Annotated in this window: 15 protein-coding genes; 13 read left to right on the forward strand and 2 right to left on the reverse strand. The window is 60.2% G+C overall.

What is annotated here, in order from left to right; all coding sequences use genetic code 11:
* Positions 1-169: 169 nt before the first annotated feature.
* The 11 genes from FZ934_RS21335 (at position 170) to FZ934_RS21385 (ending at position 10,397) form a co-directional block, all read left to right on the forward strand.
* Positions 170-1,486: an ABC transporter substrate-binding protein gene (locus FZ934_RS21335; RefSeq protein ID WP_153272896.1), complete on the forward strand. Its 1,317-nt coding sequence runs from the start codon at positions 170-172 to the stop codon at positions 1,484-1,486.
* A gap of 132 nt (positions 1,487-1,618) precedes the next feature.
* Positions 1,619-2,515 carry a carbohydrate ABC transporter permease gene (locus FZ934_RS21340; protein ID WP_153272897.1) on the forward strand — a complete coding sequence of 299 codons (897 nt, stop codon included), beginning with the start codon at positions 1,619-1,621 and terminating at the stop codon, positions 2,513-2,515.
* 1 nt (position 2,516) lies between these two features.
* Positions 2,517-3,383 carry a carbohydrate ABC transporter permease gene (locus FZ934_RS21345; RefSeq protein ID WP_153272898.1) on the forward strand — a complete coding sequence of 289 codons (867 nt, stop codon included), beginning with the start codon at positions 2,517-2,519 and terminating at the stop codon, positions 3,381-3,383.
* 3 nt (positions 3,384-3,386) lie between these two features.
* Positions 3,387-4,484: an ABC transporter ATP-binding protein gene (locus tag FZ934_RS21350; RefSeq protein WP_153272899.1), complete on the forward strand. Its 1,098-nt coding sequence runs from the start codon at positions 3,387-3,389 to the stop codon at positions 4,482-4,484.
* A 5-nt stretch (positions 4,485-4,489) separates the two neighbouring features.
* Positions 4,490-5,608, forward strand: coding sequence for a mandelate racemase/muconate lactonizing enzyme family protein (locus tag FZ934_RS21355; protein ID WP_153272900.1), 1,119 nt, complete (start codon positions 4,490-4,492; stop codon positions 5,606-5,608).
* A gap of 3 nt (positions 5,609-5,611) precedes the next feature.
* Positions 5,612-5,941, forward strand: a complete 330-nt coding sequence (locus tag FZ934_RS21360) for an L-rhamnose mutarotase (protein ID WP_153272901.1) — start codon at positions 5,612-5,614, stop codon at positions 5,939-5,941.
* On the forward strand, positions 5,934-7,010 hold the full coding sequence (locus FZ934_RS21365) for a Gfo/Idh/MocA family protein (protein WP_153272902.1): 1,077 nt from the start codon (positions 5,934-5,936) through the stop codon (positions 7,008-7,010). The genes FZ934_RS21360 and FZ934_RS21365 overlap by 8 nt, the downstream gene beginning before the upstream one ends.
* Positions 7,011-7,022: 12 nt before the next feature.
* On the forward strand, positions 7,023-7,475 hold the full coding sequence (locus tag FZ934_RS21370; RefSeq protein WP_153272903.1) for a MaoC/PaaZ C-terminal domain-containing protein: 453 nt from the start codon (positions 7,023-7,025) through the stop codon (positions 7,473-7,475).
* 24 nt (positions 7,476-7,499) lie between these two features.
* Complete coding sequence (locus FZ934_RS21375; RefSeq protein ID WP_153272904.1) at positions 7,500-8,234, forward strand: SDR family oxidoreductase; 735 nt, start codon at positions 7,500-7,502, stop codon at positions 8,232-8,234.
* Between the two features lie 18 nt (positions 8,235-8,252).
* Positions 8,253-9,095 (forward strand): fumarylacetoacetate hydrolase family protein, encoded by an 843-nt coding sequence (locus tag FZ934_RS21380; protein WP_153272905.1) that lies wholly within the window; start codon positions 8,253-8,255, stop codon positions 9,093-9,095.
* A 24-nt stretch (positions 9,096-9,119) separates the two neighbouring features.
* Positions 9,120-10,397 carry an L-fuconate dehydratase gene (locus tag FZ934_RS21385; RefSeq protein WP_153272906.1) on the forward strand — a complete coding sequence of 426 codons (1,278 nt, stop codon included), beginning with the start codon at positions 9,120-9,122 and terminating at the stop codon, positions 10,395-10,397.
* A 42-nt stretch (positions 10,398-10,439) separates the two neighbouring features.
* Here FZ934_RS21385 and FZ934_RS21390 read toward each other — a convergent pair whose 3' ends face one another.
* Complete coding sequence (locus tag FZ934_RS21390; protein ID WP_153272907.1) at positions 10,440-11,210, reverse strand: SDR family oxidoreductase; 771 nt, start codon at positions 11,208-11,210, stop codon at positions 10,440-10,442.
* 183 nt (positions 11,211-11,393) lie between these two features.
* Between FZ934_RS21390 and FZ934_RS21395 the strand changes: the two genes are divergently transcribed.
* The gene (locus FZ934_RS21395) at positions 11,394-11,606 is read left to right on the forward strand and encodes a hypothetical protein (protein WP_153272908.1); all 213 of its coding nucleotides are present in this window, start codon (positions 11,394-11,396) and stop codon (positions 11,604-11,606) included.
* A 29-nt stretch (positions 11,607-11,635) separates the two neighbouring features.
* Complete coding sequence (locus FZ934_RS21400; RefSeq protein ID WP_153272909.1) at positions 11,636-12,085, forward strand: hypothetical protein; 450 nt, start codon at positions 11,636-11,638, stop codon at positions 12,083-12,085.
* A 50-nt stretch (positions 12,086-12,135) separates the two neighbouring features.
* Here the strand turns inward: FZ934_RS21400 and FZ934_RS21405 are convergent, their stop codons facing one another.
* A complete protein-coding gene (locus FZ934_RS21405; protein WP_432443654.1) occupies positions 12,136-12,825 on the reverse strand; it encodes an ROK family protein in 690 nt (229 codons plus the stop codon).
* Positions 12,826-12,833: the final 8 nt, after the last annotated feature.

Consider the following 12,833-nt stretch of genomic DNA (forward strand, 5'->3'; position numbering starts at 1 on the left):
GGGTTCTCTCCAGTGAATAACGAAATTCATATGCGGATAATTTGGGCCTGACAATCCCGGCTTTTCAGAAAGAACGCTATTCTTCAGTAAATGACTTGACGATGGGTGAATAAATGGTTTGTATATGAATGAAGCCCTCACTGGTGAGGGCTAACATCGGGAGGAGCAGATGTCGAGATTTCTAGCCGGCGTCGCAGCCGGCGCAGTCATGTGCGCGCTGGCGGGAGGCGCGTTCGCAGCAGAGCTGCCAGGTAAATACGAGGGCGTCACGATTGACGCAAAGCTCATTGGTGGTCAGCAGTACGAAGGCCTTTATGCCCGTATCGCTGAATGGGAGAAGGCCACCGGAGCAAAAGTGAATATCCTGTCGAAGAAGAACCACTTCGAGCTCGACAAGGAAATCAAGTCCGATATCGCGACGGGCAATATCACCTGGTGCGTTGGTTCCAACCACTCGTCCTTTGCGCCGCAGTATCCGGATATCTACACGGACCTGTCGAAGCTGCTTCCGAAAGAAGAGATCGACGCCTTCGTGCCTGCCAACATCAAGTCTTCGACGCTGGGTGGCAAGCTCGTAATGCTGCCGCGCGCCCAGTTCGACGTATCCGCTCTCTACTATCAGAAGAGCCTTTACCAGGACGAGGCCAAGAAGGCGGCGTTCAAGGAAAAATACGGCTACGAGCTGACCCCGCCGGACACCTGGCAGCAGGTCGCGGATCAGGCTGCGTTCTTCGCGAAGCCGCCTGAGTTCTACGGCACCCAGTTTGCCGGCAAGGAAGAAGCGATCAATGGCCGCTTCTATGAAATGCTGGTCGCCGAAGGCGGCGAGTATCTCGATGCTGACGGCAAGCCTGCCTTCAACTCGGAAGCTGGCGTTCGCGCACTCGACTGGTTCGTCAATCTCTACAAGGCGAAGGCTGTTCCGGCTGGTACGACGAACTACCTCTGGGACGACCTCGGTCAGGGCTTTGCATCCGGCACCATCGCGATCAACCTCGATTGGCCGGGCTGGGCAAGCTTCTTCAATGATCCGAAGTCTTCCAAGGTTGCAGGCAATGTCGGCGTGAAGGTGCAGCCGGCCGGCTCGTCCGGCAAGCGCACGGGCTGGTCCGGTCATCACGGCTTCTCGGTTACGGAAAGCTGCGCCAACAAGGATGCTGCCGCCTCGCTCGTCTGGTTCCTGACCAACGAAGACAGCCAGAAGCTTGAATCCGCCGGCGGTCCGCTGCCGACCCGTACCGCCGTGTGGGACTGGGATATCAAGCAGGCCGAGAACGATCCTTACAAAAAGGAAGTGCTGACGGCGTTCCAGGAAGCGGCAAAGCACGCTTTCGCCGTTCCGCAGACGCCGTCCTGGATCGAAATTTCCAACGCGGTCTACCCGGAGCTTCAGGCTGCCATCCTTGGCGACAAGAGCTCCAAGGAAGCGCTGGATACCGCCGCCAAGAAGGCGACGCAGATCCTCGAGGATTCAGGCGAGCTTTAATCGCCTGTTCGTGGCGCCGGTACGCCGGCGCCACATTTCATCATTCCCGTAAATTTGACGAGGACTGAGCGCTGCCGCTCGCCGGCAGGCATGGTCCTCCATTTGATTAGATAAGACAGGAGAAGCCAAGGCATGAAAGGCTGGAGACCCCCGGCGCCGTTTCTGCTTCTGCTGCCCGCCATCGTGGTGCTCGCGGCCGTCGTCATCATTCCGCTCGTTCTTTCACTCTATTCGAGCTTCACCGCGTTCCGGCTGACGCAACCGGCATCGCTCTACACTTTCGTTGGTTTCCGCAACTACACGCGCATTCTGACAGACATCGAGTTCTGGACCGCATTTGGCCGAACCGTGCTCCTGCTGACCGTCGCGCTTAACGTGGAAATGCTGCTTGGGCTCGGGCTTGCGATGCTGGTCGAGAAAGCCACGTCCGGTCAGCGGGCGCTGCGCACCATCATGATGTTTCCCATGATGTTCTCGCCGATCCTTGTCGGCTTCCAGTTCAAGTTCATGTTCAATGACAACATCGGGCTCATCAACAATGCGCTGCAGTCGCTTGGCCTGACCGACCGGGCAATCCCGTGGCTGATCGATGGGCAACTCGCCTTCGTGGCCATCCTGGTTGCCGAGGTCTGGTCTTCCACGTCCGTGTTCGCGATCCTGATCCTTGCCGGACTACTCGCCATGCCGAAAGAGCCGATCGAGGCTGCCCGCGTCGACGGCTGTACACCGTGGCAGACCTTTCGCTATGTCACCTGGCCGTTCGTCATGCCCTTTGCCTATATCGCGATGACCATCCGTTCCCTGGATGTCGCGAGAGCCTATGACATCGTCAAGATCATGACGGATGGCGGCCCGGCGAAGCGTACCGAACTGCTTTGGACGCTGGTATCGCGCACAGCCTATGCCGATGCCCGGATGGGGCTTGCCAACGCCATGGCTTACGCGGCGATCCTGCTGTCCATCGTCTTCACCGTCTATTTCTTCCGCAAGCTTTCGGCGGCGCGGACCCAGATCGCCGCGGAGTGGTGAGATGAACGAAAACTCAAAAGCGCGCTACACCGGTCTCGTCCTTTCGGTCGCTCACAAGATCGGTCTTTTCCTCGCCATGGCGGTCATCTGCATGCCTGGCCTGTGGATCGTCCTCTCCTCGTTCCGTCCGACAGTCGAGATCATGTCGAAGCCGCCGGTCTGGGTGCCTCAGTCCCTGTCCGGTGACGCCTACGTCGCCATGTTCTCCGGCCTCGGCCAGGGCGGCATTCCGATTGTCAGCTACTTCACCAATTCGCTCATCATTTCCGTGACGTCCACGGCAATCGCGCTCGCGATCGGCATGGCAGGCGGTTACGCCTTCGCCCGCTTTCGCTTCCGTGCAAAGTCGTCGATCTTCCTCGGCCTGATGCTGACGCGCACGGTGCCCGGGATTGCGTTGTCGCTGCCGCTGTTCTTTGTCTATTCGAAGCTTGGCATTATCGACACGCACTTCGGGCTGATCATTGCCTATGTCGCGCTGAATGTGCCGTTCACCATCTGGCTGATCGACGGCTTCTTCCGGCAGGTGCCGAAGGATCTGGCCGAGGCGGCTCAGATCGATGGCTGCACGCGCTGGCAGGCTTTTTGGCAGGTCGAGTTTCCTCTTGCCGGTCCCGGTATCGCCTCAGCTGGCATCTTCGCCTTCCTGACGTCCTGGAACGAGTTCGCGCTTGCTTCGCAGCTTACGCGCTCGGTCAATTCAAAGACCCTGCCGGTCGGATTGCTGGACTACACCGCCGAATTCACCATCGATTGGCGCGGCATGTGCGCGCTGGCCGTGGTCATGATCATTCCCGCCCTCGTTCTGACCTTCATCGTCCAGAAGCATCTGGTTTCCGGCCTCACCTCCGGCGCAGTCAAAGGATAAACCATGGCAACCGTCTCCCTCGAAAAACTGGTCAAGCGCTACGGTTCCCTTGACGTTGTCCACGGTATCGACCTGGAAGTCGCCGATCGCGAGTTCATTGCTCTCGTCGGCCCATCGGGCTGCGGCAAGTCCACGACGCTTCGAATGATCGCCGGTCTCGAGCCGATCTCTGGCGGAAACCTGAAGATCGACGGCCGCGTCGTCAACGACCTGCCGCCTCGTTCACGCAATCTCGCCATGGTCTTCCAGTCCTACGCGCTTTACCCGCACATGACGGTACGCGAGAACATGGGCTTCTCGCTGAAGATATCTGGCATGAAGCCGGAGGAGATCGTCCCGCGCGTGGATGAAGCGGCGCGGACGCTCGACCTGACTCACCTCCTCGACCGTCGCCCGTCGCAATTGTCGGGCGGTCAGCGCCAGCGCGTTGCCATGGGTCGCGCAATCGTGCGCAACCCTGATGTCTTCCTCTTCGATGAGCCGCTGTCGAATCTCGACGCGAAGCTCAGGACGCAGATGCGCGTCGAGATCAAGAAGCTTCATGCCAAGGTCAAATCGACGGTCATCTACGTTACCCACGACCAAGTCGAGGCGATGACGCTTGCCGACCGTATCGTCATCATGCGCGACGGCCGCATCGAGCAGGTGGGAACGCCGGAGGATGTGTTCCAGCGCCCGCAGTCGAAGTTCGTCGCAGGCTTCATCGGATCTCCGCCGATGAACCTCAAGGATGCCGAGATCGCGGACGGGCATGTGGTGTTCGAAAACGGCGACCGTCTCCCGATCCCGGCGCGCTTCCGCGACCGGGTGAGCGCCGGCCAGAAAATTACCTTCGGCCTTCGCCCCGATGACCTTTATCCCGCCGGTCACGGTCTCCACTCCGGCCACGAAGCCGACGTCCATTCGCAGGATCTGGCGGTGACGCTGACCGAGCCGCTCGGAAACGAAACGCTGGTGTTTTCCGATTTCGGAAATGCCGAGTGGGTCGGCCGCATGTTGAATCCCCGCTCGCTGCGGCCCGGCGAACGGGTGAACTTCTGCTTCGATCTTGCACAAGCTCATCTCTTCGACCGCGACAGCGGCCGCACGCTGAGGGTCTGACGATAATGGCCAAGATCGAGCGCATCGAATTGAGGATGGTCGACCTTCGCCCGAAGGTCGAGCGTACCGACGCCATCCAGAGCTTCGTCAGTCAGGAAACGCCGCTCGTCACCATCACAGACAGTGATGGTGCCCGCGGCACCGGTTACAGTTACACGATCGGCACTGGCGGTTCCTCCGTCATGCGTCTTCTCGCCGATCACCTTGCGCCGCGCCTGATTGGTCGCGATGCCGACCAGATCGAGGCAATCTGGCACGAACTTGAGTTTGCGACTCATGCAACGACCATCGGCGCCATCACCTCGATCGCGCTGGCCGCGATCGACACGGCGTTGTGGGACTTGCGCGCTCGGAAACAAGGTCTGCCGTTGTGGAAACTTGCCGGCGGTGCGAAGGACCGCTGCCCGCTCTACACGACCGAGGGTGGCTGGCTGCACATTCCGACCGAGGCGCTGGTCGAGGATGCCCGCGATGCGAAATCCAAGGGCTTCACCGGCTCCAAGGTGAAGATCGGCAAACCGCATGGCTCCGAGGATTTCGCGCGTCTGTCCGCCGTCCGCAAGGCTGTCGGAGACGGCTACGAGATCATGACGGATGCCAATCAGGGATTTACGGTCGACGAGGCGATCCGCCGGGCAGACCGTCTGCGTGAACTGGACCTCGGCTGGCTGGAAGAGCCCTTGCCTGCCGACGACATCGATGGGCACGTCAGGCTCAACCGCGCCAGCCCGACTCCTGTCGCCGTCGGTGAGTCTCTGTATTCGATACGTCATTTCCGCGAGTACATGCAGAAGGGCGCCTGCTCGATCGTGCAGGTCGATGCTGGCCGTATCGGCGGGATCACGCCTTGGCTCAAGGTCGCACATGCGGCCGAAGCCTTCGACATGCCGGTTTGCCCGCACTTCCTGATGGAGCTGCATGTCAGTCTCACCTGCGCTGTGCCAAACGGCAAGTATGTCGAGTACATTCCGCAACTTGACGATATCACGACCTCGAGGCTGAAGATCGAGCAGGGGATGGCGCTTGCCCCATCGACGCCGGGGCTCGGTATCGATTGGGACTGGGAGGCGATTTCGTCCCGTTCGATTGGAGAGTTCGAACGCGAGATCAGGCAGGGAGGTTAATCCATGACGCGCATGGGTATGGTCATCGGGCTGAAGCTCGAGAAGATCGAGGAATACAAGCGCCTGCATGCAGCCGTTTGGCCCGACGTGCTGGCGATGATCTCCGCGTGCAACATCCGCAACTATTCGATCTTCCTGAGGGAACCCGAGAACCTTCTGTTCTCCGTCTTCGACTACGTCGGCGAAAACTACGAGGCTGACATGGCCAAGATGGCTGCCGACCCGAAGACGCGGGAGTGGTGGGCGGTCTGCATGCCTTGCCAGGATCCGCTCCCAACCCGCAAAAGCGGGGAGTGGTGGGCTGGAATGGAGGAAGTGTTCTTCCATGGCTGAGTTCAACCCCGAAAGCCTGGTGCAATCCTGGCCGTTACCGTCAAAGCCACGCCCGATCGTCACGTTCGGTGCGGGCTCCATTGTCGGCGATGCGCACTTTCCCGCTTATCGCAAGGGAGGCTTGCCGATCGCCGGTCTCTATGACCCCGATTACGAAAAGGCGAGGGCGCTGGCGGACAAATGGGGTGTGACGGCATTCCGGACGATTGCGGACGCGGTTGCGGTCGAGAATGCGGTCTTCGATCTCGCGACGCCGCCGAATGCGCACGCTGCCGTTCTTGCAGCCCTGCCTGACGGAGCCGCGGCGCTTATTCAGAAGCCGATGGGCTCGGACCTCGCGGCCGCAAGCGAGATTCTGAAAATCTGCCGGAAAAAGAACCTGACGGCGGCCGTCAATTTCCAGCTGCGCTTCGCGCCGATGCTGCTGGCATTGAAAGACGCTATCGCCAAGGGAATGCTGGGTGAGGTCGTCGATTTCGAAGTGCACCTCGCGCTCGATACGCCCTGGGGTCTCTGGTCCTTTCTGGAGGGGCTGCCGCGCATCGAGATCGCGATGCATTCGATCCACTATCTCGACGCCATCCGTCAGATTCTCGGAGATCCGAAGGGCGTTCACGCCAAATCGATCGGCCACCCGAACCACAAGATGGCGCAGACACGTACCACGGCCATTCTCGATTATGGCGACAGGGTCAGATGTGCGGTCTCCATCAACCACGACCATGCCTTCGGGCGCAGGCACCAGGCATGCGATTTCCGGATCTGCGGGACGGAGGGTGCAGCCTACGTCCAGCTGGGTGTCAATCTCGACTATCCGAATGGCGAGCCTGACATCTTGGAAATCAGGTCGAAGGGCGGCTCCGAGTGGGTGGCGGTGCCGTTGAAGGGCACATGGTTTCCCGATGCCTTTGTTGGACGCATGGCGAACCTGCAGAGGTTTGTGTCCGGTGAGGACGATGAACTCGTATCCTCGGTCGAGGATGCATGGATGACGATGGCTCTGGTCGAAGCGGCCTACGAGTCGAGCGCCCGGCCGGCGACGCCGCTCGCAGCGCGCCCCGCGTTCTGAGGATTACAGACGATGGAACAGACGAAATATTTCGAAGACTACGAGATTGGTGCCGGCAGGGTAACCAATGGCCGGACGATCACCGAGACGGACTTCGTGGTCCATGCCGGCCATACGGGGGATTTCTTCCCACACCATATGGATGCCGAGTTCATGAAGACCCAGCCGTTTGGCCAGCGTATCGCCCACGGGACGATGGTGTTCTCGATCGGGGTCGGGCTGACGGCAAGCGTCATCAATCCGGTGGCGTTTTCCTACGGATACGACCGCATGCGCTTCGTGAGGCCGGTTTTCATCGGCGATACCATCCGCACGCGCGTGACGATAACCGCGAAGGAGGACGACCCGAAGCGGGCCGGCCACGGTCGTGTGGTGGAACGCACCGAAGTCATAAACCAGAGGGATGAGGTCGTGCTTGCCGCTGACCACATCTACGTCGTCGAGCGCCGGCCAAAGGCCGCCTGAAACAAGCAGACAAGGAGGCGACCAATGTCCCGTTCCCTAGAAAACAAGCGAGTCCTCGTCACCGCCGCCGGTCAGGGCATCGGTCGCGCCAGCGCACTGGCCTTTGCCCGCGCCGGCGCCAAAGTCGTCGCAACTGACATCAACGCCGAAGCCTTGGCGACCCTGGAAGGTCAGGCCGGCATCTCGGTGCGCCGCCTGGATGTGCTGAACGGCGAGGCCGTCAACGCGGTCGTTAGCGAAACCGGTCCGTTTGACGTACTCTTCAACTGCGCCGGCATCGTCCACAGCGGGACGGTTCTTGAAATGCCGGATGCTGACCTAGATTTTGCCTTCGACCTCAATGTGCGGGCCATGGTCCGGACGATCCGCACCGTCCTGCCGGGCATGCTGGAGCGAAAGGATGGTGCCATCATCAACATGGCATCGGTTGCCTCGAGCGTGAAAGGGGTGCCGAACCGGGCTGCTTACACCATCACGAAGGCTGCGGTCGTTGGCCTGACCAAGTCCATCGCTGCCGACTACGTGGGGCATGGTATTCGCTGCAACGCCATTTGCCCCGGTACAGTCGAAAGCCCTTCCTTGCAGGATCGGCTGCGCGCACAGGGAGACTACGAGGCCGCGCGCAGCGCGTTTGTGGCGCGTCAGCCGATCGGCCGAATTGGTACGCCTGAGGAAATCGCCGACTTGGCGGTCTACCTCGCCACCGCCTCCTACACGACCGGCCAAGCCTATGCCATCGACGGCGGCTGGACCATCTGACGACGGAAAGGACTAATCATGAAACTGATGCGCGTCGGCCCGATCGGCCAGGAGAAGCCCGCACTTCTCGACAAGGACGGCAAGATCCGTGATCTTTCAGCCCATATCACGGATGTCGGCGGTTCTGCGATTTCGCAGGAAGGCCTGGCGAGGATCGCTGCCCTTAATCCGGCCTCTCTTCCCGAACTTGCAGCTGAGCGGATAGGCGCCTGCGTTGCCGGTACGGGCAAGTTCATCTGCATCGGCCTCAACTACTCCGACCACGCCGCTGAGAGCGGTATGGCCGTTCCGCCGGAGCCAGTGATCTTCATGAAGGCCACGTCGGCACTTTGCGGCCCGAACGATGACGTGTTGATCCCGCGAGGCTCCGAAAAGACCGATTGGGAAGTCGAACTCGGCGTCGTTATCGGCAAGACGGCCAAATATGTGAGCGAAGCGGAAGCGCTTGATTATGTTGCCGGCTACTGCGTCTCTCACGACGTCTCGGAGCGGGCCTTTCAGACAGAGCGCGCCGGCCAATGGACCAAGGGCAAGTCCTGCGACACCTTTGGACCAATCGGTCCCTGGCTCGTCACGAAAGACGAGGTTCCCGATCCCCAGAAGCTTTCCATGTGGCTGACGGTCAACGGACAGAAGATGCAGGACGGCAGCTCGGCGACCATGGTCTACGGCGTCGCGTTCCTCGTCTCGTATCTCTCGCAGTTCATGTCGTTGCACCCGGGCGACGTCATTTCCACCGGAACGCCCCCAGGTGTCGGCATGGGCATGAAGCCACCGCGCTACCTCAAAGCCGGTGATGTCGTTGAACTCGGCATCGAAGGGCTCGGGTCGCAGAAGCAGACTTTCCGCGCCGACGCCTGATACCAACCAAAAAAGAGCATCCTCATGACCACGATCACCAGCCTACGTTCGATCGACCTGCGCTTTCCCACGTCGCAGAGCCTTGACGGGTCCGACGCGATGAACCCGGACCCGGATTACTCCGCTGCCTACGTCGTCCTCGAGACAGATCAGCCGGGTTTGGAGGGGCATGGCCTTACCTTCACGATTGGCCGCGGAAACGAGATCTGCTGCGCTGCTATCGATGCAATGAAGCACCTGGTGGTGGGGCTCGATCTGGAATGGATTCGCGATAATCCCGGCCGCTTCTGGCGGCATGTCACGAGCGACAGCCAGTTGCGCTGGATCGGACCCGACAAGGGAGCGATGCATCTCGCGACCGGCGCGGTGGTCAACGCGGTCTGGGACATCATGGCCAAGCAGGCCGGCAAGCCGGTCTGGCGTCTGGTCGCGGACATGAGCGCCGAGGAAATCCTCTCCATCGTCGACTTCCGTTATCTGACCGATGCGCTGACACCCGAAGAAGCCCTTGCCATCCTCAAGAAGGCTGAGATCGGAAAGGCCGAGCGCATCGCCACTCTCGAGAAGGAGGGGTATACCTGCTACACGACGTCTGCCGGTTGGCTGGGCTATGACGACGAGAAGCTACGTCGCCTTTGCCGGGAGGCCGTCGACGCCGGGTTTACCCATATCAAGATGAAGGTCGGCCGCGACCTTGAAGATGACAAGCGCCGCTTGCGCATCGCACGCGAGGAAATTGGCGACGACCGCTTCCTGATGATCGACGCCAACCAGGTTTGGGATGTCGGTCAGGCGATCGATTGGGTCAAGGAACTGCAGCCTTACAAGCCCTATTTCATCGAGGAGCCGACCAGCCCGGACGATATTGCCGGTCACAAGGCGATCCGTGAGGCGGTTCATCCGGTCAAGGTCGCGACCGGCGAGATGTGCCAGAACCGGATCATCTTCAAGCAGATGATCGCCGGCGGCGCGATCGACATCGTGCAGATCGATTCATGCCGCATGGGCGGTTTGAACGAGGTGCTGGCCGTTCTGCTGATGGCGGCGAAATACAACCTGGCGGTCTGGCCGCATGCCGGCGGGGTGGGTCTGTGTGAATACGTTCAGCATCTCTCCATGATCGACTACCTTGCCGTGTCAGGCACAAAGGATGGTCGTGTGATCGAATATGTCGATCACCTCCATGAGCACTTCCTTGATCCCTGCCGGATCGAGAATGCCGCATACATGCCACCGGTCATGCCGGGCTTCTCGATCGAGATGAAGCCGGAGTCGATCGAACGCTACACCTTCCGCGGCTGAGCCATTATCGTCGATCGGCTGCCACAGCCGATCGACGAATTGTCAGCGCAGCACGCCATCTCCGCCATTGATGAAGGTCGGCGTTCCCTTGATATGTCGGCGCTCGCTGAGCGGGAACAGCATCAGGTCTGCGACATCCTCGGGGCGTCCGGGCTCCCCGGGGCGGATCGGCACGCTTCCCTGGGGCCAGATCACGGGGACCTCCGTTCGCTCGGGGTGACGTACTTCGGTGCGGTCTGAGATTTTGGTATCGATCGCGCCCGGACAAACCACATTGATCCGGATCGCGAAGCGGGCGAGCTCCAACGCCAGCTGCTGCGCTATAGCGACTTGCGCCGCCTTTGTGGCGCTGTAGGCAGTGGCGCCTGGATTCGTGAACGTCCACGTGCCGTTGATCGAGGATACGATGACGATCGATCCGCCGCCGTTGGCCTTCAGGCAGGGAACCGTCTTGTTCAGCGTGACGTAAGTGCTTGTGAGGTTCATGCGCATGGTCCGGTCCCATTCGTCCGCATGCAGATCGTCGATCGGTGCCCATGTGCCGTTGATGCGGGCGTTGACGACAACACTATCCAGGCCCCCGAAATGCCCCATGGTCTGCTGTATGGCCTCGTCCATCGGTTCCTCGGACGAGGCATCGGCTTCAATGGCGGTCGAGCGGCCACCATTGGCAATCATGCTGGCTGTCTGGTTCGCCTGAGCATGGTCGAGATCCAACGCCGCAACACCGGTTCCATTTCGGGCAAGCGCAATTGCGGCCGCCCGCCCGATACCCGATCCGGCACCTGTAACAAGACAGACCTCTGTCGGCATCAAATCTTCTCCTTGAATGCTGAGACACGGCTTCTCGCTGATAGGCCGTGGACCTACCGAGCCGATATCGTCTTCCAGTCAGGAATGTATGCCTGGCACGTTCGTTCGGACGAACAGCATTGGTGGACCTCGGAACAAAGTCGGATGTCAGCTGTTCGCCACTCATAGCGTGGAGGAAAGGCAATGAGACCGAAGGCTGAAACCGACGCTGCGGGCCAGTTCGCGCCCTCGCAGGCCGACCGGAAAAGCACCGGCGTTCATAGCGCCAAACCCACCGTCATAACCGGATCCGAGGACGCCACGGTGAACCGCGTGCGACCGGGTGGCACGAAGGTGAAGGATTGGAGCATCAACTATGACATTGCGGATGTGAGACACGACAACGATCAGAGTTAGCCGGAAAGCAGAAAGAAGGAGAAAGAACCATGTCAAATGTCGTCAAGACAGGCGCGAGCGGATACAACAACGCAACCAGCAAAACGACGTTCGGGCGATCGGTCGAAAGCCAGGCGCAGGTGAACGATGCGCAGGCGCTCGGAACGTTGGCGTCCGACGGACCGATCAATGTCTACCGTCTCGAGCCGATCGCAGCGTCTGATGATCCGAGATGGGGCAATGCCACCAACCACGGCGTGGTGACAGTCGCCGCCAGAACGGCGGGAGAGGCCCGGATCGTTGCGGCAAGTCGTGAACTCGATTTCATGGAGATCGACGCGGCGCCGGCCGAAGACGTGACAACATCCAATGCCAGCGCATTTCGCGATGACAAGCTCTATACGGTCATTGAAGTCGAACGTGGACGGAGCGACCTCGAGCGCGGTGTCATCAGCGGCGAGATTTCGGTGGATACAGTCGTGCCGGTACAGGTCAAGTAGCGGCTAACCCAGCAAATCTGGGCCAGCTTTTAAAGGCGATCAAGCTTGGCCTATAAGACAAGCTGTTCGTTCTGCCAAAGCCGCAAGCCACCCTGGAAGGCGAGGCGGTTGTCTCCGCGACGGCATCCCTCGGGAAGCTCGTCGAGCTTGTCGACCTGGCCTCCGCCGATCACGATATAGTCCGGCTGCAGTGCGGCCTTCAGGCGAGCAACGACGTCGAAGACGTCCTTCTTCCATTTCTTCGGACCATTGGCCTTGAAGCCTCGCTTGCCGACGTGGTCCTCGAATGTCCCGTCTTTCTTGTAAGGCAGGTGTGCGAGTTCAAGCGGTTGCGCCACGTTGGCGATAATCATTGCCGAACCAAGTCCTGTCCCTAGTCCCAGAAAAAGAAGTCGTCCGCCTTCGTAGCTGCCGATCGCCTGCATCAGTGCGTCATTGACGATCTTCGCGGGTTTTCCAAGCGCTGCGGTGAAATCGAAGCGATCCCATCCGCCGCCCAAATTGGCAGGCTCGCCGAGAGGACGATTGTCGCGAACCGGTCCGGGGTAGCCGATCGAAACGACGTCGAATTCGATGCCCGACGCCAGTTCCTGTACCGCTTCGACCGCGTGCTGGGCGGAGAAATCGGGGCCGGATTTCATTTTTCGTTCGTCCACCCCAGGAGCGTAAATCTTGATGTTTGAGCCGCCGACATCGACGACAAGGACCCTGGTCGTGTTTTGGTTGGCTTGGTCCATCATGAAAGCCC

It is taken from the genome of Rhizobium grahamii, assembly GCF_009498215.1.
GTDB lineage: Bacteria > Pseudomonadota > Alphaproteobacteria > Rhizobiales > Rhizobiaceae > Rhizobium > Rhizobium grahamii_A.

Bases quoted from the DNA above. Each gene is read 5' to 3' on its own strand.
- FZ934_RS21335 (WP_153272896.1), top strand. From the start codon at position 170: ATGTCGAGATTTCTAGCCGGCGTCGCAGCCGGCGCAGTCATGTGCGCG.
- FZ934_RS21340 (WP_153272897.1), top strand. From the start codon at position 1,619: ATGAAAGGCTGGAGACCCCCGGCGCCGTTTCTGCTTCTGCTGCCCGCC.
- FZ934_RS21345 (WP_153272898.1), top strand. From the start codon at position 2,517: ATGAACGAAAACTCAAAAGCGCGCTACACCGGTCTCGTCCTTTCGGTC.
- FZ934_RS21350 (WP_153272899.1), top strand. From the start codon at position 3,387: ATGGCAACCGTCTCCCTCGAAAAACTGGTCAAGCGCTACGGTTCCCTT.
- FZ934_RS21355 (WP_153272900.1), top strand. From the start codon at position 4,490: ATGGCCAAGATCGAGCGCATCGAATTGAGGATGGTCGACCTTCGCCCG.
- FZ934_RS21360 (WP_153272901.1), top strand. From the start codon at position 5,612: ATGACGCGCATGGGTATGGTCATCGGGCTGAAGCTCGAGAAGATCGAG.
- FZ934_RS21365 (WP_153272902.1), top strand. From the start codon at position 5,934: ATGGCTGAGTTCAACCCCGAAAGCCTGGTGCAATCCTGGCCGTTACCG.
- FZ934_RS21370 (WP_153272903.1), top strand. From the start codon at position 7,023: ATGGAACAGACGAAATATTTCGAAGACTACGAGATTGGTGCCGGCAGG.
- FZ934_RS21375 (WP_153272904.1), top strand. From the start codon at position 7,500: ATGTCCCGTTCCCTAGAAAACAAGCGAGTCCTCGTCACCGCCGCCGGT.
- FZ934_RS21380 (WP_153272905.1), top strand. From the start codon at position 8,253: ATGAAACTGATGCGCGTCGGCCCGATCGGCCAGGAGAAGCCCGCACTT.
- FZ934_RS21385 (WP_153272906.1), top strand. From the start codon at position 9,120: ATGACCACGATCACCAGCCTACGTTCGATCGACCTGCGCTTTCCCACG.
- FZ934_RS21390 (WP_153272907.1), bottom strand. From the start codon at position 11,210: ATGCCGACAGAGGTCTGTCTTGTTACAGGTGCCGGATCGGGTATCGGG.
- FZ934_RS21395 (WP_153272908.1), top strand. From the start codon at position 11,394: ATGAGACCGAAGGCTGAAACCGACGCTGCGGGCCAGTTCGCGCCCTCG.
- FZ934_RS21400 (WP_153272909.1), top strand. From the start codon at position 11,636: ATGTCAAATGTCGTCAAGACAGGCGCGAGCGGATACAACAACGCAACC.
- FZ934_RS21405 (WP_432443654.1), bottom strand. From the start codon at position 12,825: ATGATGGACCAAGCCAACCAAAACACGACCAGGGTCCTTGTCGTCGAT.